Origin of the sequence: Marinoscillum pacificum, assembly GCF_024714495.1 — a bacterium.
Lineage (GTDB): Bacteria > Bacteroidota > Bacteroidia > Cytophagales > Cyclobacteriaceae > Marinoscillum > Marinoscillum pacificum.
In genome coordinates this window covers 253,195-276,240 of record NZ_JAMZMJ010000003.1, presented here as the reverse complement: position 1 = coordinate 276,240, position 23,046 = coordinate 253,195, and the positions used below count along the sequence as shown (strand labels likewise).

Genomic DNA, 23,046 nt, shown 5'->3' with positions numbered 1-23,046 from the left:
TGATTGATAGTTTAAGGACTTAACAAAGTAGAACCTCACCAAAAATCATAAGGAGGCAGTTTGGCGGACTTTCCAAACCCCACGAGAATATCCTTACCGATGAAACCTCATTCATTCATAGCGCCTGTTGTACACTGTTTATGTTTTCAAGTTTATAGAGATCCCATTGCCCCATGTCGTTCTTTAATCGGAGTTCCAACAATTTTCGAGAGTGTTGTTCTACTATAATGATTTTGTTGTCCATGTAATTAGATTCGGATTCCAAAATCAATTGTTGGGTTGTTCCGTCAATTACTTTTAGAGTTCCGCTTCTTCTAAAGTCTTCTGTTCGAATATTGAAAGAGTCGATGCTAAATTTGAAAATTGGATTCATTAGAAATTCACCACTTTCTTCAAATTCCGGAAATGTTCTGGGAAAACTGTCCAATGGTTCTATCCAAGTACCGATAATATCTTGAGTTAAAGTCGATTCTTCATAGTTCATCTCGACAGCTTGGTATGAATACTTGCCATTAGAAAGATTCAAGGTTTTCTTGTTCCAAGAATTCACCTGAAATGAGGGTTCACCAAAAGGATCGGTTAGATTTAAATAGGCATGAAACAGGTCACCTGTGACTCTCCAACTTCCAAATTGTGCATATTTCTGTTCTTCACCTTGAGTCACCAATGTAAAAAGACTGTCATTGATAAAATACAGCTGTTGAGTTATCACAGAGTCTTCTAGTTGAATGTTCCACGTGTATGACCTTCCACTCAGTTCCAAAGCAAGCTCCTTGCTGTTAATACCAGAGCAGGAGAGAATTAAAACGGCTAAAAGGTATTTTGCGTGCTTCATTTGATGGTGTACAACATCCGGCTAACGAGCACCGTGCACGTTATCAGATACTCAAATATACCCTTTCAATCCATTAATAAAACCCAAAAAGGCCGCTACTGCGACCTCTCCTATCAATCAATAAGTAAACAAGTCTCTTTTATCCCAATGACCAGGACTTGGTATCTGGCGTAATGGTAAAGCAGGCATCATATCCACCAGGTACCGGATCATACGGCAAGATCTCCTCTCCTGCTACTTTCGTCGTAAAAAACACCCAGACCAGCGTATCCTTAAACTTCCCAAAGAAATTGCGCATATCCGCTTTCACCATATCCGCTCCCCAGATGCCTGGATACTTCATTTTGTTTTGGGCATTCTGCTCATCCAAAAAGGCTTTTTTCTCCGCTTCATCACAGGCATAAAGCTGTTTTCCTTGCGAGTCTACACACAGCTGTATGAACGCATCCAGCTCTTTCAAATAAGCGGCCCGATCAGCTTCTGTCATCACTTCACCGATAAACGAATCCAGAAACTGTGGAACACCGAGTTCTTTCGCTCCTGGAGTATCTGTTTTAGGTATGATCGCATCGCACAAGGTCTCTACATTCAAAGCTTGCTCCTTGCTAAAATTCTTCGGTGGCCAGTCCAGGGTCACTTGCTCCCCACAACTAGTCATTAAGCTAGCCAGAGTGCTAGCTGACAAAGTATAACCCATGGCCAAAGCCATGTTTTTCATTGCTTCTCTTCTTTCCATGGTTATAGATTTTTCTTTTTTACTTGATCCAGTGCATAATGCGCAGCTCTAGCCGTCAGTGCCATGTATGTTAATGATGGATTCTGACATGCAGAAGACGTCATAGCCGCTCCATCTGTCACGAAGACATTCTCTGCACCATGTACCTGATTCCATTTGTTGAGTACTGAAGTTTTCGGGTCATGGCCCATTCTAGCAGTACCCATTTCATGGATTCCCAATCCTGGAGCTCCCAGGTCATCGTATTCACGTACGTCTCTAAAGCCTGCAGCTTCGAGCATTTCTGCGGCAGAAGTTTTCATGTCTTTTCTCATCGCCAGCTCATTGTCTTTAAACTCACAGTCAAAAGTCACTGTTGGCATGCCATACGGATCTTTTTTGTCATGATTTAAGTACACTCGATTAGATGGGTCTGGCAACATCTCTCCAAAACCAACCAACGACATGCTCCATGGACCTGGTTTCATGAGTTGCTCCTTATATTCAGCACCATAACCATCCGTGTAAGCAGATTGATCAAATCCAGCTCTGCCTGCTCCACCCTGATAACCAAACCCTCTCAGGTAATCATCGCGTTTGGTGGCTTCATCCAGGTTTCTAAACCTTGGGATGTAAATACCATTCGGGCGACGACCTTTGTAGTATTTATCCTCAAATCCATCGATAAAGCCCATCGCTCCTACCCGGTAATGATGATCCATCAAATTGCGACCAAGCTGATCACTATCGTTACCCATTCCGTTCGGGAAGCGATCCGATATCGAATTCATCAAAATGGAAGTTGACCCAATGGCCGAGGCGTTAAGGAAAATCACTTTGGCAAAGAACTCATGAGTCTCTTTGGTCTCCGCGTCTACGATTCGTACACCGGACGCTTTGCCTGTAGATTCGTCATAGATCACCGAAAGAACAACAGAATTGGCTCTGATCGTTAGGTTTCCAGATTTTTCTGCATCTGGAATGGTCGAAGACAAGCTACTGAAATATCCTGAATAAGGACATCCCCTAATGCATCGATTTCGGTATTGACAAGGTCCACGACCATTGTGCTGCTGGGTAAGGTTGGTTACCCGACCTATAGTCAGATAGCGGCTATCAAAAGTGGATTCAATTATTTCTTTGGTATGTTGCTCTACACAGTTGAGCTCCATCGGTGGCAAAAACTGTCCATCCGGAAGATGTGGCAAACCCATCGCCTGCCCACTGATCCCAACATATTTCTCCACATAATCATACCATGGAGCAAGATCCTTGTACCGAATAGGCCAATCCACTCCTATTCCTTCTTTGGCATTGGCTTCAAAATCCAAATCGCTCAACCGATACGTTTGTCGGCCCCAGGTAATGGACCTACCACCTACCTGATAGCCTCGTATCCAGTCAAAGCGCTTGTCCTCGTCATACGGATTGTTCACATCCTTGACGAACATATCCTTATTGTCAAAGCTGATCCAGCCTGTACGTGTCTGTTTGTTGTATTCTTGATTTTGCTCCGGGGTGAGGACGCCACGATTGGGCATGTCCCAGGGATCGAGTCCAGCTGTGGGGTATTCCCCATGTCGCAGCATTCTACCGCGCTCCAGCATCAGGGTTTTCATACCGCCTTCTGCGAGAATTTTGGTAGCCCAACCGCCACTAATTCCGGAACCCACCACTATCGCATCATAATAGTTGGTATTCGATTGATCTTGCATCATTAAAGGTTTGTGTTTCCCTCAAGATACAGTTTTTCGAAGAGAAAAACACCAAGTAAGAGTCGTGCCGACTATAAGTAATAATTGAAGAATAACTCGAAAGCAGTACCTAACAAAAAACTGATGACTACTTTGGAAACAGCAATTTTCCCAGTGTTATATTGATTAGAAAATGCAATAACGAAGGACTCAAAGGCAATTAGTCCAAAAACCCAAAAATTAACTCCTGACAGAATACTGGAGAACACACCAATCAAACCAAAAACGATATCGAGCACTACCGAAAATCCGAATAGAGCTAACATGAAATTGGCTCGTTTGCTTAATCGGAGCAAATAATACCCCGCAAGACCCATTTCGACGGCCAGTGCTACTCCTCCAAATTGCATATAATAGGTGCGCTGAAAGTAGCCTTCCAGACCTACAGGAAAGTCAATCTTAAGTAAGAAGATTATCGTAAAAATGATTCCTCCAATTATATAGGTATAGGGAATAAGTTTCATATGGCTTGTGATAGTTGATTATGTCTAGATCACTAAAAAAGTTACTTTTTACTTTTCTACCAAAAGATTCTCCAAATAGCGTAATCCTGATACGATCAAGTTAGACCTGTTTTTGGCTGTGATCTCATATTCATCAAGAGTTGCTCTTTGCAACATCAATCCATTAACGAATACAACATTCGGCTTACGCAATGTTTGAAGATTAACCAATGGGTTCTCCTTTGATAAATTAAAATTGGCTCGTTTACCTGATTCAATTGTTCCGAGATCTGATAAAAAAGAATGAATTATCGATGCGTTTACAGTAGCAGTCTTCAAAGCTTCGTAATTGTTCATACCTGCATTTTTATAAAACTGAAGTTCCTGGTGAATGGTATATCCAGCAGGAGTTACCCCAATTCCAGCATCAGTTCCGCACACAATATTCACTCCAGCTTCATGGAGTTTCTGCACCGCCATAACCTGAAAATTGTGCTGCGCCAATATCTTACTCACTATGGTAGAGTCATATCTTTTAGTCCCTTGCCAGCGATCTAGCTGTGCTTGACTATCGACCATACGGATCAACGGATTGATGCCATCCATTTCTTCGGTAGACAACACGCCCTCTTCGGTGAGCAACCGATAAATGTTGTAATACACCACTGTTGTGGGACACAGAGCAGACTGAGGATGGTCCGCATACAGTTTCACCACTTCTTCCAGTCCAGCACTATCCAGTTGGTAACCCAGCGCCAGCTGCACAATATCCTCTGCATGCTCAATCGTCTTAATCTGAGGCTGAAAGTGATAGCCATAAGGCACTTTTTGACTAGGATGAGCAGCAATATCCATACCCTCTTTATCACATTGCTCGATCACTGCATTATAAATCTCAGGAGTCAGCCCGTAATAGGTTTTAATCAGATCATACCCACGATCGTGATACTCAATAATCTTAGCCTTAGCAGCTTCTGGAGTGAATAACTGCAGATTGTCATCACCTATGAATTCCGGCCCTGTCAACTTAGGTCCTGCTGTATAAAATGCCGGTGCTACCAGCTTACCTTCATTGATGGCTTGTTTCATACGCAAGTGCATGGGCTGTCCCCAAAGATTCCGTACGGCTGTAACGCCATTGCTCAAATACAAACCCAGTTCATATTCATCCCACACATGTACGTGCATATCAATGAGCCCTGGAGATAAATATTGACCTTCACCATCAATGACTTCCAGTCCATTATCAGCTAGTTGTTGACCAACTTCTGTAATAACACCATTCTCTACTTTTACTGAATAATTCAGCAATACTGTGTCGGATGTCATTGGTACTACATTCACATGTTCGATCAGATAGCTCCTGTTTTGAGAAGGCAAGGCATCCACTTCCAGATAACTAGTGGATAGATCATCAATAATGATTAGTACTCCTAGCGTCAACACGATCAATAGTACAATTAATCCAAGTCCAATTCCTATGTATTTGAGTATTTTCATGTTGTTAGTTGTTCTTTCCCCCTTTAATCAGAAGCCATACTCCGAATCCTAATTCACCAATTGCCATGGGTAAGCTTAAAATCATTTCCAATTTGGCGATTCCCTCCTCCATGGATGGCAATACTGCTTTGGCAGAATGGATTCCCAAATAGCAAAATCCTGAAAATAAAAGCAACCATCCGAAGATATTCGCAATAAAATCGGCTGTCAATACCAGCTTCCCTAGTCCGATGAGATGCACACCGAATATAATTAAACCCAAAGACCAGATCACCTCAAAAGAGCGAAGCGCAAACATGATTTCCTGTGGATCACTAGCCGGTAAAAGCACCATCACTTTCACCAATTGCAGGATTCCGACTCCTAGAAATATGGTGTAAACAGTTCTGGCAATAGCCGTCATCATCGATAGGCCTTTGTTCGTATCCTGAAAAAACTTATAACAAGACCAGGCTACTATGATATCAAGAAGGAAAATCCAGCCCCAGGCAATGATCCCATTTCGGAACATACCTGTTTCCTGCTGAAGGTTGGTGATAGTCTGCTGAGTGTCATCTGCAATAATCAGGCTGCTGTAAACAAACGCGTAAGCATATCCCGCGGCGACTGCCATGAGCATCAAAGCAGCACCGGCTATGATTGCATATTTTCTATTGGTTAAGGTCATGATCGTAAGTTTAGGCGTGAACGATGATTACATTTCCTTTTTTGCGACCCGTATCGATGTAACGGTGCGCATCAGCCAATTTTTCTAAAGGAAACTGACGGTCGATTACAGTCTTCAAGCGTCCTTCTCTGAATATCTCCAACACATCCTGGAGCATAGGAAGCAGAACTTCAGACGTATTAGCTCCGGTTGCTTCAAACCTGGCTTTCTGTCCTTTTCCGAATGAAGACTTGAGCATATCCAGCAATAAACCAAAACCCAAAACTGGTGAAAGATAAGTACCTGTAGGAGTCAATACTGACTGACATGCTTTAAAAGAACTCTTCCCTATGGTATCATAAATGAAGTCATATTGCTTATCAGCTATAGTAAAATCATTCACCTGGTAATCGATGACATAATCTGCTCCAAGCGACTTCACCAACCCACTATTCTTTTGACTACAAACAGCAGTTACCTCTGCTCCAAAGTACTTCGCCAGTTGAATAGCCGAAACACCTAAAGCACCCGAAGCGCCATTGATCAATACCTTTTGGCCTGGGCTTACTTTGGCAATCTCATGCAAGAAATGGTAAGAAGTAAGATGACCATCAGCAAAACTAGCAGCCTCTGTAAACTCCATGTTATCCGGCATTTTTAAAACCACACCAGATTCAGGAATAGCAACGAACTCGGCATTGGCACTAAATCCTAATTTGGATTCTCCGAATACGCGATCTCCCACCTGGAAGGTAGTCACGTCAGCACCTACTGCTTCCACTACTCCAGCAAAACCAGTACCTGGTATTGGGAATTTCGGTTTGCTAATCCCGGTGAATAAACGACCGATGTACGGCTTTCCTGTTCGCATCATGGTATCTGCCGTGGTGGCGGAGGACACCACCACTTTCACCAAAATTTGATCTGCTTTTGGTTCTGGTCTTGCCACTTCTGTGAATTGAAATACTTCAGGAGATCCGTATCCTGTTGCGGTAATTGCTTTCATTGTCTGAGTAGTCATGAGTTTTTGATTTTAGATTCATGACAAAGGGAATGAAAAGCAAGAATGTGAATGTTCGGAATGTCAACGGAGAAGTTCGGAATTATAAATCCGAACTTATTACTCTTCCTGCGACTGACTTTTCTGGTAGGCTTTGGGCGTCATGCCCGTGATTTTCTTAAATGCGGTATTGAAAACAGTCTTGGAGTTAAACCCACTTTCAAAACCCAAACCCACCAGGGAAATATGGGCGTTGGCCGGATCCACAACCAATTGCTTGAAATGTTCTACGCGTTGAGTGTTGATGTATTCATTGTAATTCTGGCCTATATATTCATTGATTAGCCAGGACAATTGATTGGGATGCATCTCATTTTGCTCTGCCAGAGACCTAAGTGTCAATGAAGGATTCAAATAAGGTTTCTCTTCATTGATGAAGGTTTTCAGTTTTTCCAATAATTGTTTTCCTTCCTGTTCGGTTGGTCCAGCAGTCGATTTCTTAATTGGTTCTTGAGGAAGTGATTCAAGTGCATAAATACGTTGATGATAATCTTCAAATCGTTCATCCGATTGAATATCATCCGCCAATGGATCAGTAAAAGTCAGTAACAATACAGATGACTTGGCTGTAAAGATCTTATCCAATACCGCAAAGGCTGCATCAAAATCCTTTTTGGCTACACACACCATAAACAAATAAGAATGTGCCCGATGCGCTGATGGATCATCACCATATGCTTCCAATTTCTGGAAATCGTCTGCATTCATTTCACCAGAAAGCACAGAAATCAAACATGCCATACCCAATCGCTCATCAGGAGCCATTAGTGTATCAGAAGTAGCTGCTAATTGTTCGCTAGCCTCTTTCAATCTTCCTGTCTTTATCAGAATGTAGATATAGACAAACATGGCCGGCAGGTTCTTATCATTTTGAGCAAGCAGATCTTTCAATATCACCGTTGACTGATGAAACTCTCTCATTCGATACAGATAATACGCTTCATAAAAGCGGGTTTCAGGATTCAATGGATCGATGGACTTGGCAAACAACAAATGCTCTTTCGACTTCTCCATCTCCCCTTTTATCCCAAAAAGGAACGACAAGTATTGCTGCGCCTCCGGATAGTTAGGACGATGTTTCACCGATTTCAATGCATATATCATTGCCTGAGCATAATCAGCTTCAGTGAAAAAAGCTTGATTGGCCAGCATGTAATTGAGACCGGCGTGATCCGGATCTAAACTCTTCGCCTTACCAACTGCCTCCATAGATTTCATCCAGGAAGCCTCTCTTGGCGCAAATCCAGCAACAGCCAAAAAGCTGTAAGCATCGGCAAGACCTAATAGTGCTTCGATCAGTTCTTCATCTTGCTTAATAGCCAATTCAAACTGATCAATGGCGATATTGATATCAGCCGGGTTCCATTTATTCAAGTGAAATCGCCCTTTCAAATAATGCTCATAAGCTGCCAGGTTATGAGTAGGGCTTTGAACCAGGTGATCCGAAATGTCCATGTGACCAACATGTTCTCTTAGTTTCTCGGCAATCAACACGCTGATTTCATCCTGAACGGCAAACAAGTTGTCCATCTTTCGATCCCACGATTCTGACCAGAAATGAGTATCATCGGCAACATTGATCAGCTGTGCTGAAACACGAAGGGTATCTCCACCTATGCGCACACTACCTTCCAAAACCACGTCTACCTTCAATTGAGCAGCGATTTCTGAAATAGGGAGATTCTGCCCTTTGAAAACAAAACTTGACGTTCGGGAAATCACCTTCAATTGATCCACTTTGGCCAAAGCGGTAATGATCTCTTCGGTCATCCCATCGCAGAAGTATTCATTGGCAGCATCTGCACTACGGTTTACAAAAGGAAGAACTACTATGGAGGTAATCGGCGGTTTCAGAACTAATTCGGTTGATTGAAAGCTAAAACTATTGTTTTCCGGTGCGTAATCCAACATTAAAACTCCAGACTTCCTTCTTGCCAAGGATTCCACAACATTTCACTCTTTAAAAAACAAAGAATCTATGGCATCAAGAACTTTGCACTCCCTCAAAACAAAAAATATTCTGAAAATAGTACAACATAAAATACAATGTAGCGTAATCCTACTATAGAATATCATTCGCCATGACTCTACACCAAATAAACAGCACTAACCTCAGCAATAGCCTGGTCTTTTATAGGTCACTATTCAATAAAATGCCTCAGGTAATCACCCCATTTTATATCCAATTTCACCTCGATGATTTCCAATTAGAAATCAAAGAATCACATGAAGTGGAGCAGGATGAGCAGACTCTGCATCTTCAGATCTCTGACAAACTAGAATTGGAAGCTATAAACAAACGAATGAGCCGGTTCAGATCAATCGCCAGCTTCCAGGGTAATTGTGAAGTATTGGATAGTTCAATCGGCATTGTAGATCCAGATGGCACGAAGTGGATTGTAGGAGACAACTCGAAAAAAGCCGTTTTTGAAAAATGTTATGTGAGTCTTTCGCTGTAGAATATTAAAATCCTAAACTCTCAACATTAAGTATAAATGTATTAAATTAAGTTAGTTAATTTATACATCAAGGTTCAATAGAACAATAAAAAAGGCGTTTTAAAAACGCCTCTTAATATATAGCACTAATTGAATAATCAAGTTTACCCAGGGTGCGCCATGAAGGACCAAATCAAACCAGTCCATAGGCTGCATGCCTACAGCTCCTCCCATCACCCATTTGATTTTTCCCCAGATATGAGGTTCAGGAACGAAAGGTGCCAAACCCAAAGTCATGGCGAACATAAAAGCAAAAACCAATTTCTTAGAATCTGCTGTAGTTTCTGTTTTACTCGTCATCACTAGTCTTTTTTAATTGGTTTACCTGCTCTTACCCATCCTCTATAGCCTTCCGCCAAATCATATACCTGCGTAAAGCCTAGTTCCTGAAGTTTTCTACCAGCATTAGCACTTCTACCTCCCACAGCACAGTATACTGCAACCGGCTTGGTTTTAACTAGTTTACTAACCTTATCAATGAATTGAGGATCATAGATATCAATATGCGCTGCACCAGCTATGTATCCGGCTTTTACCTCCTCTGGAGTTCGTACGTCTACGAGCTGCAACTCGGGATCCTTAAGTAATTCTTCAAGTTTAGCATTATCTATTCGAGAATAATCCTGTGCCTCGGTTGAGGTAGAAGAACAAGCCACTGCAATAACCGCTATCCAGGCAAATTTCAATAGTTTCATCAGCTTCTCTAGTTTAGTTTTCAAGGTTCCATGCGATGATACCACCAGACAAGTTATAGATCTTTTCAAAGCCCATACTTCCCATAGTAGCACACGCTTTCTTACTTCTATTACCACTTCTGCAGTACACCAAATAAGTCTTGGACTTATCTAATTTAGCAATTTGTGACTTGAAGTTTGGATTGAAAAAATTCATCTGTTGAGCACCAGGCACAGCTCCTTCCGCTTTTTCCTGTGGAGTTCTCACATCCAAAACAACCGTTTTTGGCTGCTTTTTCAAGGATTTAAATTCATCCACATTCACACTTTGATAGGCCTTAGGCTTAGATTTAAATAGACCAAACATGTTATATTTCTTTAAATGATTGTTTTACAAATTCAATTAATCAAAGAAACGCAATTGCACAGGTTTGGTGCGTAACAATAGTTACACAGACCATCTTAAATCAGCTGCCTGCAAATGGAGTACCAAAAACACCAACTGCCAGCTCTATCCAAACGACTAAAAACAGAATAAACACTACAGCGATGGCTATCAGTCTTTGAGTAGATGTTTTTAGAATACGGAGAGAAATTTCTACAGCAAGACCAACGGCCGTTAATAAACCTCCCATGAGTAGAAAGTCGAATGCTGACCAGGCCACTTCATCTGAAAACTGCATAGCAACCAGAGGAATCATCAGCAACAATACGATGGCCAATCCTATTCCTAATATTCGCTTGTTTTGAAAAGTCATTATCATATTCTTATCATTTAATAAAACAAAGATACGAATTTACTTTGCATTTCAAAGTACTATGATTTTAACTCATAAAACAAAGGAGGTTGGCTCACCACAAACCAACCTCCCGAACCGACAATCGGTCTAAAGCTAACCAACCTATTACCTACAGCATGGTTTCCGGCGCATGATAGGCCGTCACCTTGATGCAGGATTTCTTGATTTCATTAAATCCACCTTGAATATTGATGACTTCTTTGAAGCCTGCAGCTAATAAAATAGATGTTGCAATGACTGATCGATAACCTCCCTGGCAATGCACGTAGTATTCTCCGTCTTTGTCCAGTTGATCCAGATTATCATAGATGAAGTCTAATGGGAAATTCTTCGCTCCTTTGATGTGCTGAGATTCAAACTCGCTTTCCTTACGAACATCCAATACATCCAACACTTCTGTGTCGTAGATATTGGTAAAATCGTGTGGTCCGATTTCCTGAACGGTAGCAACTTCTTTTCCTCCACCAATCCAACTGGCGATACCTCCATCCAAGAAGCCTAGAGCGTGATCATATCCTACCCTACTCAATCGAGTAACTACTTCTTCTTCTCTTCCAGGAAGTGACAAGAACACAATTGGCTGATTCAAATCTTTGATCAAGGCTCCCACCCAAGGAGCAAAATTATCATCTATACCAACCCACAATGATCCCGGAATAAACCCTTTGACAAAGTCCTCTTTTGGACGAGTATCCAGAATAAGCGCTTTATCTCTTGCTACTACATCTTCAAATTCCTTTAGTTCAAGGCCAATGACTCCTCTTTGTAGCACCTCATCTATGGACTCATATCCTTGCTTATTCATCACCGCATTTTTTGGGAAATATTGTGGAGGCTGTACCAGGCCTTTAGTTACTTCTCCGATGAACTCTTCCTTACTCATATCAGCACGTAAAGCATAATTGAACTCTTTCTGATTACCCAATGTATCGGTAGTTTCTTTGCTCATGTTCTTACCACAAGCAGAACCAGCTCCATGACCTGGATAGACGATCACTTCATCTGGTAAGGTCATGATCTTATTTCGTAATGAATCGAACAAATATCCAGCTAAATCTTCTCTGGTTAAATCCGTTTTTACTGCTAAATCTGGTCTTCCTACATCACCAATGAATAAAGTATCACCTGTGAATATGGCTACTTCCTCTCCTTCTTCATTCACCAGTAAGAAAGTGGAAGATTCCATGGTATGTCCTGGGGTGTGTAATACTTTGATTTTTACTCTTCCCAATTGAAGGATCTCTCCATCTGTGGCTACATGGGCTTCAAAACCGGGCTGAGCTGTTGGTCCGTAAACAATGCTGGCTCCAGTTTTCTTCGCAAGATCTATATGTCCTGAAACAAAATCTGCATGGAAATGAGTCTCCAACACATACTTGATCTTTGCTCCATTTTCTTCAGCTTTCTGAATATAAGGCTCCACCTCTCTCAAAGGATCGATGATCGCAACTTCTCCATCCGATTCAATGTAATAAGCGGCTTCTGCCAGACATCCAGTATATAATTGTTCTACTTTCATGAGATTAATATTATTTGTTAAACCACATGGTAAAATACGGATGTAACGAACTGTATTCCTGTTACTTATGTTACCCAAAATCCTGACATGGATCAAGCTAGTTAATGAGGAAAATCATTGATAAGCCATAAAAAAAGCCCTGACGGTAAAATCAGGGCCTCCAGCTTAAATACACACCGTTAAGTAGGGATTACTTATGCGCATTCCGTGTATGAATGAATGCGGAACGGTGTAGTTCGGTTAACATCAGTTATAAATATTTTTAATAACTCGACAACTATAAAACAGGCATGTCTCAATAATTCCTACCGAGCTAAATGATTTTTTTGAAAATATTTTAATTACTCATTAGCATGTACCCATGTGCTACTTTGCATCACTTGCATGCATCACCTTTATTTATCGTCAATTATGAACCAATAATTTACCTGTGTATAATGTATTATTGGAGTCACGAATATTGACAATGTAAATTCCATTAGACCACTTAGAACAATCTATCTCGTATGAGTTATAGGTAGCAAAGTTTTGATGCATTACTTCAACGCCACTTAAGTTCATCACCCGTAAGCTTACCCCATCCAGTAGTTTTTCAACTTCAATATGGACTAATGAATGTGCTGGGTTTGGATAAATCCCCAAACTCTTCATGTCTTCTCCACCTACAAATGGGTACTGCCTGAGCACGCTATTGGATTCTATTCCGGCTTTAGCATTCGCTTGAATTTGAATAAGCCCAACTATAATGCAAGCAATCATAAGCGCGAAACCTGATATTTGGTTGTATAATGCTCTCATATCCTTTTCCTTTAAACCTTTCCACAACAAGACTCTTTTAATATTAAAACAGATAAATGGGCCAATTTCCTACCCGCAGATTGATTGCAGTTATGCCTCTTTAGGGTCCATATATTACGAGAAAAGGCAAAATCTAGAAGTTATAATTCACCACAAAATTGATTTGAAACATATCCACTTTGTTGAAGTAAAAGTTAGGATTATCTGGCACAGTACCGTTCGCCATTTTATAGACTAGAAGTAGTTCTGGCTTCAATGACTTCAATTTTTCGTGGGTGTAGAATAAATCCAAATTAAAGTGTGTATAGTCAGGCACGGCATATTTGTTGTCTGCTGCGTTGGTCAAGTCAGCTTTCCAATGCCTTCCTACACTTGCGATACTTCTAAGATTGGAGTTACCCAACTTGATTTGTTGATCATAGGTAAAAACCAGTGCATGATTGTCTGAACTACCTTCACTCCGCTCTCTCTTCTGGAAGCTGAACAAAAACTCCCTACCCCACTCACGAGGAAACAGAAATCTCCCTCCATCAAGTATACGATCGTATCCTATGGAAAACTTGGATTTCTTAGCAGCTTTCCAACTCACTTCAGCACCTAAAACATTTGAAGTTCTATCAGCAAAATATCTTAATGAATCATATTGATTGCCTCCATCTCCTACTCTAAACTGATGCAACCATTCACCCGCAATGGCCAACTCGTCTGATAAACTTAATGTTGGTTTGATATAGGTTGTATTGAATACATTGTCTGCATAGTACTCCCAAACATTGATTTTGATTTTTTCAGTGACATTCCAGTCCAGGTTTCCAGTCAATAAAAAATCGGATTCTGTACTCCCGGCATAGTTTACCTCCTTTCCATCCACACCTCTACCTATTGGATAAAAACCGATGGTTTCTCCGATGCCATAAAACCCGTCTGATGAACGGGCTGCTATCGCATTGAATGCTCCAAATTGAAAAGATCCAAAACCTTTGTTAGAATACTTATAAGTTAATCCTTGTTCAAGCGTCGCAATCATCCTTCCGTCTTCTGGATTTAGAAAAGGTGAAACAAACTTCATCCTACCTAGTGTTAGCATGTGTCCACCTTTGGAATAATTCAAATAAAGCTCACCAGGAAACAGAATAAATCGATCGGACAAATTATTACCATTATACATCCCAGTTTCATATCTGCTGTACTTGCCAGTAATCGGATCTGGGACATCTAAATCCTGCAATCCCAAATTGATACTTGTGTAGATAGCTCCTCCCACTTTCCAGGGTTTCTCTTTGAAGTTATATTCATACTTCAGCTTACCTCCTGTTGCAAGAGTCTGAAAGTCTTTCAAATCTTCTTTGTTCCAAGATGCCATGTAATAGTTGCGCCATTGCCCAGACACCTTACCCCAGTATTTGCCCTGTGCTTTCAGATTAGCAATTAGTACTATTGACAAGCCGATGATTCCAAAGTATCTCATTTGCTTTTCTTAATATCGTAAGTCTCTTTGTAATAGCTGGCAATAGGTTGAAATGGCCCATACTTATGCTGCTCTTGTGAAAAGTCATCATCATAAGGTCCATAAGGAGTAGACATTGGCTTCAACTTCCTATTAGGAAAATCTTCATCGGTGTTGCTCTTTTGAGGTCTCTCAAAACTATTGATATAAGCTGCAACATGATACGCTTCCTCATCGGATAGTTTAGGGTTATCAATCGTAGCGACTCCCCAGGGCATATTTCCTTTTACAAACTGTGCAGCAGTCAACACTCTATGCATTCCTGCTCCGTGATTGTAGGTGTCTTTTCCCCAAAGTGCTGGATACTGATATCCTGATGAATCTGCCTTCCATACACCTGCACCATTTTCTCCATGGCAAACTTTACATTCTTGCTCATAGATCACAGCACCTTTTATTGGACTAGCAGCTTCATCTGGTATCTCCAGTTTAGCAAAACCCTTGAAATAATCCAGTGTGTCTTCAGGAATCCCATCCCCTAACCAGTTCATGTAAGCAATGATTGCCTGCATCTCTTTGGACTCAATCGGTAATGCTGTACCATCCATGCTTCGCTCCATGCATCCATTCACTCGATCTTCGATCGTTTCGATTTTATTCTCTCGACCTCCAAACTGAGGAAATCGTTGCACCACACCAATCCACGATGCAGACCCTCTTTTAGTACCTGCATCCAGATGACAACTCTGGCAATTCAGATTATTGCCAGCATATTGCTTGCCATCAGGCGCCATTGGTCCAATCCACTTGGAAGTTTCAGTTACCAGTGCATATCCATATTTAACTTGATCACCAACTCTTCCCGTTGGCAATTCTGTTTTGATATTTGGTACATGCCATGCGACTTCTTGGGTCTGAAACAATTCTGGATTGATGAAATAAACCATCAATGATCCGAAAATCACCAGAACCGAAACTACCAGCAAAAGAGAAGCTTGCACCAGGGTGTTGATTGCTTTTTGGGTATTCATTTTCTTAATGCGGAAGCTTGTTTCGCAGACGTCCATAGGTATACGTACCTAACACTGCAGCTCCTATTACAACTAAAATAACACCTACTCCGTTGCCTAGCAAAATGAACATTGGACCTGGACATGCTCCTGTCATCGCCCAGCCCAATCCGAAAACAATACCTCCTATCAGATATCTTGGAATGCTAAACTGCTTTGGGTGAATGTGAATTGGCTGTCCATCTATTGACTTGATCTTGAATCGTTTAATGATTTGTATAGCAACAATTCCAATGACAACTGCAGATCCAATGATTCCATACATATGAAATGATTCAAACTTGAACATTTCATAAATTCTATACCAGGATACCACTTCAGCTTTGGCTAATGTGATTCCAAAAACAATTCCTATAACTATATATCTTAAAAACTTCATTTTATCCTATGTTTTACAATGTATAAAGGAATGGGAGAACAAGGTAGGTCACCAACAGACCTCCAATAAAGAATCCAATCACTGCAATAAGTGATGGCAACTGCAAGTCACTCAATCCACTGATAGCGTGACCAGATGTACATCCACCTGCATACCTTGTCCCAAAACCGATTAAAAAACCTCCGACAACAAGGATAATGAAACCTCGAACGGTGAATAATGACTGCCATGAGAACACATCCATTGGTACCAGATGTGTTCCTGGTTGTTCTATTCCTAATGCTTTCAGGTCTTCAATGGTTTGAGCAGATAGATTCACTTCAGTACTTGGTGTCAAATATAAATGAGCAATAACACCTCCAATAACCAACCCTAATGCGAATACCAGATTCCAGATTTGACTTTTCCAATTAAAGTCAAAAAACTCACAATTCTTACCCGCACCTACTATAGAGCACATGGTTCTTAGGTTTGCGGATATTCCGAAGGAGTTACCGAATAATATGAGGCTGATCATTACTAAAGAAATGATGGGGCCTGCCACATACCATGGCCATGGTTGACTGATAAACGCTATGACTTCATTCATGTGATGATAAAAATTTCAAGTGATTCAGCCTCAAAAGTAGATTTTTCACTTACCGCTTGAAGTAACATTTGTTACACAGCAAGTGAGAAAGATTAGCTCTATTCAGGCAAAATTTCTTAAGTACAACCAATCCCAATTTCATTCGAGATTCTGGCGATCGGTTATTAACTTTCCAAAAAAAAATGGATGTAGAAATCCTATCCCGCATACAGTTCGCGCTAACTGTCTCATTTCATTACATATACCCTCCACTCAGCATTGGATTGGGTCTGATCATGGTGATATTCGAAGCGAGTTATCTGAAAACTGGCAACATCGAATATGAACGATTAGCAAGATTTTGGACAAAGATTTTCGCTCTTACTTTTGGTATTGGAGTAGCCACGGGTATCGTCATGGAATTTGAGTTTGGCACCAACTGGGCAACCTACTCCAGGTATGTAGGAGACATTTTCGGAAGTGCCTTAGCTGCGGAAGGAATTTTTGCATTCGCTCTGGAAAGCGGATTTTTAGGAATCCTTTTATTTGGTTGGAATCGAGTAAGTCCACGAGTGCATTTCATAGCCACTTTGGGCGTTTGGTTTGGATCCATGTTCTCTGCTGTTTGGATAGTAGTGGCAAACTCATGGCAGCAAACTCCTGCTGGATATCACATTGTAGGAGAAGGGCTGGAAGCCAGAGCAGAGGTTACAGATTTTTGGGCAATGGTCTTCAATCCTTCCAGTGTAGATCGGTTGAGCCACGTTTGGATCGGCTCATTCTTAGCAGGAGCATTTTTGATCATAAGTGTTCATGCGTATTACTTACTAAAGAACAGACATATTGAGGTTTCCAAACGAGCTTTTAAAATAGCGCTAGTTGTAGCGTTAGTCGCTTCTTTATCCCAACTATTTACTGGACACCGATCCGCAGATGGAGTTGCCATTAATCAGCCAGCTAAACTTGCTGCAATGGAGGGTCATTACGACAGTTTGCAGGCTGCAGATATGTACATCATGGGATGGGTAGACCATGACAACCAGGAAGTAACTGGTATTAAAATTCCAAATGGCCTTTCCTTCTTAATTCACCAAGACTTTAATGAGCCTGTAAAAGGGTTAAATCATTTCCCAAAAGAAGATATTCCTGGTCAGGTCAATGCAGTATTCCAATTTTACCACATCATGGTGGCTATTGGCATGACATTAATTGGTTTAACACTACTTGGAGCTTTCTTATGGTGGCGCGGCAAACTCTTTGATCACAAATGGTACTTGCAAGTAATGGTAGCTGCAGTATTGCTCCCACAAATAGCTAATCAGGCAGGCTGGTTTGCTGCTGAGATGGGACGTCAACCATGGGTGGTCTATGGCCTCTTAAGAACATCTGATGCGCTCTCTAAAGTAGTTACTGCAAATCAGGTGATATTTTCACTGGTACTTTTCACGGCAATCTATTGTTTGCTCTTCACACTCTTTGTGTACCTACTCAATAAGAAGATTAAGCACGGGCCAGATGACAGTCCGATGATTGATCAACGTCCGAAGCAAAAAGAAATGGTTGAAGCTTTAAACACACATTCATAATGGCGACATTTTTAGGAATTGATTATGCAACGTTGTGGTACCTGGTAGTAGGTGCAGTGTTTTCTGGTTATGCCATATTGGATGGATTTGACCTGGGAGCTGGTGCCTGGCATCTATTTTTCAAAGACGAAAAAAGTAGAAGAGTTGCCTTAAATGCAATTGGCCCGGTATGGGATGGAAACGAAGTTTGGTTGGTAATTGGTGGTGGAGCTCTATTCGCTGGTTTCCCCATTGTATATGCCACGGTGTTTTCAGCAATGTATATCCCTTTCATGCTCTTCTTAACCTTCTTGATTTTTAGAGCGATTTCTATTGAATTTAGAAGTAAAGAACCTATGAAATGGTGGCGAAACATGTGGGATGTTGCTTATAGTTTATCCAGCGCGTTTTTGGCTATTTTGCTAGGAGTTGTGCTTGGCAACGTCCTTCAAGGAATGCCTCTAGATGCAGATATGGAATTTGCCGGAAGTTGGTTAGAATTCATCAATCCGTATGCGATAATGGTTGCTGTATGTACGCTGGCCATTTTCATGATGCATGGAGCCATCTACCTCATCATGAAAACTGAAGGCAAGCAGTTTGATAAAATGACCAGACATGTAAAAGAAGCGATGATCTTCTTCATCGTAAGTTTTGCTATTACTACCGTTTATACGTTGATCTACTTTCCACATTTATCAGACCGATTCAAGGAAACTCCGGTATTATTCATTGTTCCATTACTGGCATTTTTGAGTATTGCCAATATTCCAAGACTCATTCACAAGAAGAAGTACAATTTTGCTTTCTTCTTCTCCAGTTTATCTATCGCGATGTTACTCATGGTGGTGGCCATTGAATTGTACCCTGTCATTATTATTTCGAAAGGTAATCCGGAGTTTAACATCACAGTTTACAATGGTGCTGCATCAGAAAAGACCCTCGGCATCATGTTGGTCATTGCAGCTATTGGGACTCCACTAGTTGCAGCATATACTACATTCGTATTCTGGACGTTTAGAGGCAAAGTTCAAATGGATGAATTGAGTTATTAAGTACCCAATCTAAAATGAGAATCTTAATCCTAATAAGTATCATCTGGCTAACCAGTCAAATAGCATCTGCTCAGGTGGCGCTTACCAATTGTAATGATCCTATCCCATCTGGAGAAATCTATTCCGTAGTGAACCAACCTCCAGTCTTTGGCTTATGTACCGAGCTCACCATGTGGGATCATGACAGCACCTTCTCATACGAATGTACTGACACTAACGTCTTAAATTATTTACGAAGTAACCTTAAAACCGACATTGCCGATCCCGTCAAAATTTCAGCCGTTGTAGAGCGCTCTGGATGTTTAAGCGGCATAAAAATTCTGGAAGACAATGAAGACAATACCGGCATAGCTATAAAAAAGTTAGTCGCGAGAATGCCTCAATGGAAACCCGGTATGCTAGATGGTAAATACGTTCGCACAAGAGTCGTCATCTTATATCAACCACTTAGTTTTTGAGATCAGAAATTGTCTACCCTTCGATCCCGTTAGCCATCGGGATCAGGGTGACAATTTCGATAACTGCTTTGACAATTTTGTTATCTAGCGGGCATGCATTATTTAATGCTGATCGAAGAAATTAACCCTCTCTAAAAACACTAACCCTATTTTGTCATGCTGAGGCTCTCGAAGCATAAGACAAAATAGTAGACTATATTTATCGGGATGCTCTATACAGTTTACATTCTTGAGTGTGCGGATATGTCCTATTATGTAGGTGTTACAAATGATATAGATAGAAGACTTTGGGAACATCAATCAGGTATCGATCATCAAGCATACACTTATAGAAGAAGACCATTGAAATTGGTCATTCAAGAACACTTCCAAGATGTTAATCAAGCAATAGCTTTCGAAAAGCAAGTAAAAGGCTGGAGAAGAGCAAAAAAAGAAGCTTTGATTAATCGTCAATGGCATCTACTTCCAGAATTATCTCAAAGGTATAGATAAGGCCAGCTTTCGAGATCAGGGTGACATCATAAAAAACGCCAGCCCAAAAGAGCTGGCGTCGTTGCCTAACCTAATCCAACTAACTAAATTTTAATCCTCTATTTCAGTTACTTCACCAGTTCTAAGGTTTACGAGGAATTTTCTTCCACTATTCAGCGTCAATTCAGCTTCTCCTCCTCCCAGGAAACTCACATTAGCAGTTCTACTGATCGAATTACCAGCAGAGGTTGTTCCTTCATAAGTCACAGTAGCGGTCCCACTCGCTATTTGCTGATTTGACTTTGTGACAGTCAAATCAGTGATGGTCAAGTTAATTGTGCTGCTAAATGATTTACTCTCTCCTGTTACTGAACCAGTTCTTTCAAGCAAACCGTTTACCACATAAGAGGTGCTTCCAGGCTGAATGCCTGTCACAACCTGTTCAGAGGTAATACTTCCTTGAGAAGTCAACCTTTGAGTTGTTCTGGTTCCACTAGAAGTAGCGTCCAGATTTAATGTAGTAGGAATTGCACCATTACAGACCAGTTCGTATGCGTAGGAAAAAGATGCATTACTTGTCACATAAACCCCTTCATATTCTCTGGTAAATGCGGTATCATAAGACACTCCACATGCCTTTACTTCGTAAGACCTACCATTATCTGATGCCTTATCAGACAATTCATCGGCATCATCAACTATAGGCAAAAGATCCTCTGATAAAGTGGCTCCAATATCTTCAGCGGATTCAAGTTCCGTTACAACTTCTTCTGTAGAGTCATCTTCCTGACTACATGATGCTAGAAAGAAGATGGTTAATACTGCTATTAGTTTTGTGATGAGTTTGATTTGTTTCATGTTTATTTATTGTTGCGTTTGGTCCTTAGATTCCAATTACACACCAAGGTTTAATTGCGCATCAATAAAAAATAAAAAAGCGCCGACCAATGGCCAGCGCTTTTACTCAACTTTGAAAAGTCTCCCTGGACTTTTACACCAGGGTACGAATGAAAATTATTTTAATGTACTAGGACACACATAGTCCGTAGTAGGAATATCTGTTTCAGAAATAGCTTTGAAACCTCCTGCAATATCAACTATATTGTGAAAGCCACGAGACTTCAAAATGGAGGAAGCGATCATAGATCGATAACCTCCAGCACAGTGTACGTGATACGTCTCATTTTTACTCACTTTATCCATGTTTTCACTAATAAAATCCAATGGAAGTGATTGTGCATCTTCTACATGCTCAGCCTGGAATTCGCCTGGCTTTCTAACGTCTAACACTTTCAGGTCTCCAGCCTTCATTTCTTCAGCAAACTCAGTAGCAGGAATAGACTTCACAGAATCAACTTCTTTACCAGCTGCTTTCCACGCGTCAAGTCCACCTTTCAAGAAACCAAGTGTATTATCATACCCAACTCTTGATAGACGCGTAACGATCTCTTCTTCCCTTCCTTCATCTGCGATGAATACTATTGGCTGCTGAAGATCAGGAATCAATGCACCTACCCAGGGAGCAAAGCTTCCATCTATACCGATGAAAATAGAATTTGGCACATGCGCTTCAGCAAACTGAACTGCCTTTCTTGTATCCAGCACTAACGCACCTTCATGATTGGCCATTGCTTCAAACGTATCTACATCCAATGGAACATTTCCCTTCTCCAGAATCTCATCCAAACCAACTGCTCCAGACTTATTCATAGCTACATTTTGAGCAAAGTACTGAGGTGGTGGTAAAAGACCATCTGTCACCTCTTGAATAAATTCTTCCTTAGTCATGTTCGCTCTCAAAGCGTAATTCGTTTTCTTTTGATTACCCAAAAGATCTGTAGTCTCCTTACTCATGTTTTTACCACAAGCAGAACCTGCACCGTGTGCTGGATAGACTATGACCTCATCAGGCAATGTCATGATTTTGGTTCTAAGACTATCATATAGATAACCTGCCAAATCATCTTGAGTCAAAGATCCTTTCTGTGCAAGGTCTGGACGACCTACGTCTCCTATAAACAACGTGTCGCCACTGAAAATGGCATGCTCCTTACCTTCTTCATCAATTAACAAGAAAGTGGTACTTTCCATGGTATGTCCTGGAGTATGCAGCACTTTGATTTTCACCTTGCCAAGTTCGAACACCTGTCCATCTTTAGCTTCCACCATATCGAACTCGGTTTTAGCATTGGGACCATAAACGATCGTAGCATCAGTTTTAGCTGCAAGATCTACATGGCCTGACACGAAATCAGCATGGAAGTGTGTTTCAAAAATGTATTTAATCTTAGCTCCTTCCTTCTCCGCTTTTTCAATATATGGCTGTGATTCTCTCAATGGATCTACAATGGCCGCTTCACCATTGCTCTCTATATAATATGCGCCTTGAGCAAGACAGCCTGTATATATTTGTTCTACTTTCATGTTCTATATTTTTGCTCTATACTGATCTTATTAAGTAATACTGATACAAAATTACGATGTTCAGATGATTAGGATTGTAACATTAGTTACCCTCTTTTAATTGCTGAAATTCATCTGCCTCCTGATATCCGTTTTTGATTTTATTTCTAAATATCAAATAATTGGAAATACCAATTATTAAAACGACCAGGCTAATCCCCAGAACTCCATAACCCAACCAACTGATACCTGCCAAAGCCTCCACTTTCATTAATGCAATACCAGATATAACTAAATATAAACTGGTTCTAATAAATGAAAGAACGGTTCGCTGATTTGCAAGCTTTGTTCTATCTAATGCTAAATGATCTCTTAATATCATAACTAA

The 23,046-nt window shown here is 40.8% G+C and carries 26 protein-coding genes; 5 read left to right on the top strand and 21 right to left on the bottom strand.

Annotated elements, in window-relative coordinates; translation table 11 throughout:
• Window positions 1-115: 115 nt before the first annotated feature.
• From NXS00_RS10545 to NXS00_RS10510, 8 genes are all read right to left on the bottom strand, one after another.
• The gene (locus NXS00_RS10545) at window positions 116-835 is read right to left on the bottom strand and encodes a hypothetical protein (protein ID WP_258099153.1); all 720 of its coding nucleotides are present in this window, start codon (window positions 833-835) and stop codon (window positions 116-118) included.
• Between the two features lie 139 nt (window positions 836-974).
• A complete protein-coding gene (locus tag NXS00_RS10540) occupies window positions 975-1,571 on the bottom strand; it encodes a gluconate 2-dehydrogenase subunit 3 family protein (protein ID WP_258099152.1) in 597 nt (198 codons plus the stop codon).
• 2 nt (window positions 1,572-1,573) lie between these two features.
• Window positions 1,574-3,268, bottom strand: a complete 1,695-nt coding sequence (locus NXS00_RS10535; RefSeq protein ID WP_258099151.1) for a GMC oxidoreductase — start codon at window positions 3,266-3,268, stop codon at window positions 1,574-1,576.
• A 68-nt stretch (window positions 3,269-3,336) separates the two neighbouring features.
• Entirely contained in the window at window positions 3,337-3,768 is a 432-nt protein-coding gene (locus NXS00_RS10530) for a hypothetical protein (RefSeq protein ID WP_258099150.1), read from the bottom strand.
• A gap of 48 nt (window positions 3,769-3,816) precedes the next feature.
• A complete protein-coding gene (locus NXS00_RS10525) occupies window positions 3,817-5,247 on the bottom strand; it encodes an amidohydrolase family protein (RefSeq protein ID WP_258099149.1) in 1,431 nt (476 codons plus the stop codon).
• A gap of 4 nt (window positions 5,248-5,251) precedes the next feature.
• On the bottom strand, window positions 5,252-5,914 hold the full coding sequence (locus NXS00_RS10520; protein WP_258099148.1) for a DUF4386 domain-containing protein: 663 nt from the start codon (window positions 5,912-5,914) through the stop codon (window positions 5,252-5,254).
• Between the two features lie 10 nt (window positions 5,915-5,924).
• Complete coding sequence (locus tag NXS00_RS10515; RefSeq protein WP_258099147.1) at window positions 5,925-6,914, bottom strand: NAD(P)-dependent alcohol dehydrogenase; 990 nt, start codon at window positions 6,912-6,914, stop codon at window positions 5,925-5,927.
• A 99-nt stretch (window positions 6,915-7,013) separates the two neighbouring features.
• On the bottom strand, window positions 7,014-8,864 hold the full coding sequence (locus NXS00_RS10510; RefSeq protein WP_258099146.1) for a helix-turn-helix domain-containing protein: 1,851 nt from the start codon (window positions 8,862-8,864) through the stop codon (window positions 7,014-7,016).
• Window positions 8,865-9,034: 170 nt separating this feature from the next.
• Here NXS00_RS10510 and NXS00_RS10505 point away from each other — a divergent pair, with 170 nt between their 5' ends.
• Window positions 9,035-9,412 carry a VOC family protein gene (locus NXS00_RS10505; RefSeq protein WP_258099145.1) on the top strand — a complete coding sequence of 126 codons (378 nt, stop codon included), beginning with the start codon at window positions 9,035-9,037 and terminating at the stop codon, window positions 9,410-9,412.
• Window positions 9,413-9,511: 99 nt separating this feature from the next.
• Here NXS00_RS10505 and NXS00_RS10500 read toward each other — a convergent pair whose 3' ends face one another.
• The 10 genes from NXS00_RS10500 to NXS00_RS10455 all read right to left on the bottom strand — a co-directional run bounded on the left by NXS00_RS10500 (window position 9,512) and on the right by NXS00_RS10455 (window position 16,727).
• A complete protein-coding gene (locus tag NXS00_RS10500) occupies window positions 9,512-9,751 on the bottom strand; it encodes a hypothetical protein (RefSeq protein WP_258099144.1) in 240 nt (79 codons plus the stop codon).
• A gap of 2 nt (window positions 9,752-9,753) precedes the next feature.
• Window positions 9,754-10,146, bottom strand: coding sequence for a rhodanese-like domain-containing protein (locus tag NXS00_RS10495; RefSeq protein ID WP_258099143.1), 393 nt, complete (start codon window positions 10,144-10,146; stop codon window positions 9,754-9,756).
• Window positions 10,147-10,159: 13 nt separating this feature from the next.
• Window positions 10,160-10,492: a rhodanese-like domain-containing protein gene (locus tag NXS00_RS10490; protein ID WP_258099142.1), complete on the bottom strand. Its 333-nt coding sequence runs from the start codon at window positions 10,490-10,492 to the stop codon at window positions 10,160-10,162.
• Between the two features lie 100 nt (window positions 10,493-10,592).
• A complete protein-coding gene (locus tag NXS00_RS10485) occupies window positions 10,593-10,889 on the bottom strand; it encodes a hypothetical protein (protein ID WP_308708918.1) in 297 nt (98 codons plus the stop codon).
• A gap of 145 nt (window positions 10,890-11,034) precedes the next feature.
• Complete coding sequence (locus tag NXS00_RS10480; RefSeq protein ID WP_258099141.1) at window positions 11,035-12,444, bottom strand: MBL fold metallo-hydrolase; 1,410 nt, start codon at window positions 12,442-12,444, stop codon at window positions 11,035-11,037.
• A 405-nt stretch (window positions 12,445-12,849) separates the two neighbouring features.
• Complete coding sequence (locus NXS00_RS10475; protein WP_258099140.1) at window positions 12,850-13,242, bottom strand: T9SS type A sorting domain-containing protein; 393 nt, start codon at window positions 13,240-13,242, stop codon at window positions 12,850-12,852.
• A 133-nt stretch (window positions 13,243-13,375) separates the two neighbouring features.
• Window positions 13,376-14,710, bottom strand: a complete 1,335-nt coding sequence (locus tag NXS00_RS10470; RefSeq protein ID WP_258099139.1) for an OprD family outer membrane porin — start codon at window positions 14,708-14,710, stop codon at window positions 13,376-13,378.
• On the bottom strand, window positions 14,707-15,720 hold the full coding sequence (locus tag NXS00_RS10465; RefSeq protein WP_258099138.1) for a c-type cytochrome: 1,014 nt from the start codon (window positions 15,718-15,720) through the stop codon (window positions 14,707-14,709). The genes NXS00_RS10470 and NXS00_RS10465 overlap by 4 nt, the downstream gene beginning before the upstream one ends.
• Before the next feature lie 4 nt (window positions 15,721-15,724).
• Entirely contained in the window at window positions 15,725-16,138 is a 414-nt protein-coding gene (locus tag NXS00_RS10460) for a DUF6691 family protein (protein ID WP_258099137.1), read from the bottom strand.
• A 13-nt stretch (window positions 16,139-16,151) separates the two neighbouring features.
• Window positions 16,152-16,727 carry a YeeE/YedE family protein gene (locus NXS00_RS10455; protein WP_258099136.1) on the bottom strand — a complete coding sequence of 192 codons (576 nt, stop codon included), beginning with the start codon at window positions 16,725-16,727 and terminating at the stop codon, window positions 16,152-16,154.
• A gap of 182 nt (window positions 16,728-16,909) precedes the next feature.
• Between NXS00_RS10455 and NXS00_RS10450 the strand changes: the two genes are divergently transcribed.
• From NXS00_RS10450 to NXS00_RS10435, 4 genes are all read left to right on the top strand, one after another.
• Window positions 16,910-18,292, top strand: coding sequence for a cytochrome ubiquinol oxidase subunit I (locus NXS00_RS10450; protein WP_258099135.1), 1,383 nt, complete (start codon window positions 16,910-16,912; stop codon window positions 18,290-18,292).
• Window positions 18,292-19,326, top strand: a complete 1,035-nt coding sequence (gene cydB, locus NXS00_RS10445) for a cytochrome d ubiquinol oxidase subunit II (protein ID WP_258099134.1) — start codon at window positions 18,292-18,294, stop codon at window positions 19,324-19,326. The genes NXS00_RS10450 and cydB overlap by 1 nt, the downstream gene beginning before the upstream one ends.
• Before the next feature lie 14 nt (window positions 19,327-19,340).
• Window positions 19,341-19,784, top strand: coding sequence for a hypothetical protein (locus NXS00_RS10440; protein ID WP_258099133.1), 444 nt, complete (start codon window positions 19,341-19,343; stop codon window positions 19,782-19,784).
• Window positions 19,785-19,991: 207 nt separating this feature from the next.
• Window positions 19,992-20,276: a GIY-YIG nuclease family protein gene (locus NXS00_RS10435; RefSeq protein ID WP_258099132.1), complete on the top strand. Its 285-nt coding sequence runs from the start codon at window positions 19,992-19,994 to the stop codon at window positions 20,274-20,276.
• A 90-nt stretch (window positions 20,277-20,366) separates the two neighbouring features.
• On the opposite strand, the gene NXS00_RS10430 is transcribed toward NXS00_RS10435, so the two are convergent.
• The 3 genes from NXS00_RS10430 to NXS00_RS10420 form a co-directional block, all read right to left on the bottom strand.
• Window positions 20,367-21,113 carry a hypothetical protein gene (locus NXS00_RS10430; RefSeq protein WP_258099131.1) on the bottom strand — a complete coding sequence of 249 codons (747 nt, stop codon included), beginning with the start codon at window positions 21,111-21,113 and terminating at the stop codon, window positions 20,367-20,369.
• Window positions 21,114-21,269: 156 nt separating this feature from the next.
• Window positions 21,270-22,679, bottom strand: coding sequence for an MBL fold metallo-hydrolase (locus tag NXS00_RS10425; RefSeq protein ID WP_258099130.1), 1,410 nt, complete (start codon window positions 22,677-22,679; stop codon window positions 21,270-21,272).
• Between the two features lie 82 nt (window positions 22,680-22,761).
• Entirely contained in the window at window positions 22,762-23,040 is a 279-nt protein-coding gene (locus NXS00_RS10420; RefSeq protein WP_258099129.1) for a DUF202 domain-containing protein, read from the bottom strand.
• Between the last annotated feature and the right edge of the window lie 6 nt (window positions 23,041-23,046).

Excerpts from the sequence above, each read along its gene's own strand:
- NXS00_RS10545 (WP_258099153.1), bottom strand. The coding sequence starts at position 835 with ATGAAGCACGCAAAATACCTTTTAGCCGTTTTAATTCTCTCCTGCTCT.
- NXS00_RS10540 (WP_258099152.1), bottom strand. The coding sequence starts at position 1,571 with ATGGAAAGAAGAGAAGCAATGAAAAACATGGCTTTGGCCATGGGTTAT.
- NXS00_RS10535 (WP_258099151.1), bottom strand. The coding sequence starts at position 3,268 with ATGATGCAAGATCAATCGAATACCAACTATTATGATGCGATAGTGGTG.
- NXS00_RS10530 (WP_258099150.1), bottom strand. The coding sequence starts at position 3,768 with ATGAAACTTATTCCCTATACCTATATAATTGGAGGAATCATTTTTACG.
- NXS00_RS10525 (WP_258099149.1), bottom strand. The coding sequence starts at position 5,247 with ATGAAAATACTCAAATACATAGGAATTGGACTTGGATTAATTGTACTA.
- NXS00_RS10520 (WP_258099148.1), bottom strand. The coding sequence starts at position 5,914 with ATGACCTTAACCAATAGAAAATATGCAATCATAGCCGGTGCTGCTTTG.
- NXS00_RS10515 (WP_258099147.1), bottom strand. The coding sequence starts at position 6,914 with ATGACTACTCAGACAATGAAAGCAATTACCGCAACAGGATACGGATCT.
- NXS00_RS10510 (WP_258099146.1), bottom strand. The coding sequence starts at position 8,864 with ATGTTGGATTACGCACCGGAAAACAATAGTTTTAGCTTTCAATCAACC.
- NXS00_RS10505 (WP_258099145.1), top strand. The coding sequence starts at position 9,035 with ATGACTCTACACCAAATAAACAGCACTAACCTCAGCAATAGCCTGGTC.
- NXS00_RS10500 (WP_258099144.1), bottom strand. The coding sequence starts at position 9,751 with ATGACGAGTAAAACAGAAACTACAGCAGATTCTAAGAAATTGGTTTTT.
- NXS00_RS10495 (WP_258099143.1), bottom strand. The coding sequence starts at position 10,146 with ATGAAACTATTGAAATTTGCCTGGATAGCGGTTATTGCAGTGGCTTGT.
- NXS00_RS10490 (WP_258099142.1), bottom strand. The coding sequence starts at position 10,492 with ATGTTTGGTCTATTTAAATCTAAGCCTAAGGCCTATCAAAGTGTGAAT.
- NXS00_RS10485 (WP_308708918.1), bottom strand. The coding sequence starts at position 10,889 with ATGATAATGACTTTTCAAAACAAGCGAATATTAGGAATAGGATTGGCC.
- NXS00_RS10480 (WP_258099141.1), bottom strand. The coding sequence starts at position 12,444 with ATGAAAGTAGAACAATTATATACTGGATGTCTGGCAGAAGCCGCTTAT.
- NXS00_RS10475 (WP_258099140.1), bottom strand. The coding sequence starts at position 13,242 with ATGAGAGCATTATACAACCAAATATCAGGTTTCGCGCTTATGATTGCT.
- NXS00_RS10470 (WP_258099139.1), bottom strand. The coding sequence starts at position 14,710 with ATGAGATACTTTGGAATCATCGGCTTGTCAATAGTACTAATTGCTAAT.
- NXS00_RS10465 (WP_258099138.1), bottom strand. The coding sequence starts at position 15,720 with ATGAATACCCAAAAAGCAATCAACACCCTGGTGCAAGCTTCTCTTTTG.
- NXS00_RS10460 (WP_258099137.1), bottom strand. The coding sequence starts at position 16,138 with ATGAAGTTTTTAAGATATATAGTTATAGGAATTGTTTTTGGAATCACA.
- NXS00_RS10455 (WP_258099136.1), bottom strand. The coding sequence starts at position 16,727 with ATGAATGAAGTCATAGCGTTTATCAGTCAACCATGGCCATGGTATGTG.
- NXS00_RS10450 (WP_258099135.1), top strand. The coding sequence starts at position 16,910 with ATGGATGTAGAAATCCTATCCCGCATACAGTTCGCGCTAACTGTCTCA.
- cydB (WP_258099134.1), top strand. The coding sequence starts at position 18,292 with ATGGCGACATTTTTAGGAATTGATTATGCAACGTTGTGGTACCTGGTA.
- NXS00_RS10440 (WP_258099133.1), top strand. The coding sequence starts at position 19,341 with ATGAGAATCTTAATCCTAATAAGTATCATCTGGCTAACCAGTCAAATA.
- NXS00_RS10435 (WP_258099132.1), top strand. The coding sequence starts at position 19,992 with ATGCTCTATACAGTTTACATTCTTGAGTGTGCGGATATGTCCTATTAT.
- NXS00_RS10430 (WP_258099131.1), bottom strand. The coding sequence starts at position 21,113 with ATGAAACAAATCAAACTCATCACAAAACTAATAGCAGTATTAACCATC.
- NXS00_RS10425 (WP_258099130.1), bottom strand. The coding sequence starts at position 22,679 with ATGAAAGTAGAACAAATATATACAGGCTGTCTTGCTCAAGGCGCATAT.
- NXS00_RS10420 (WP_258099129.1), bottom strand. The coding sequence starts at position 23,040 with ATGATATTAAGAGATCATTTAGCATTAGATAGAACAAAGCTTGCAAAT.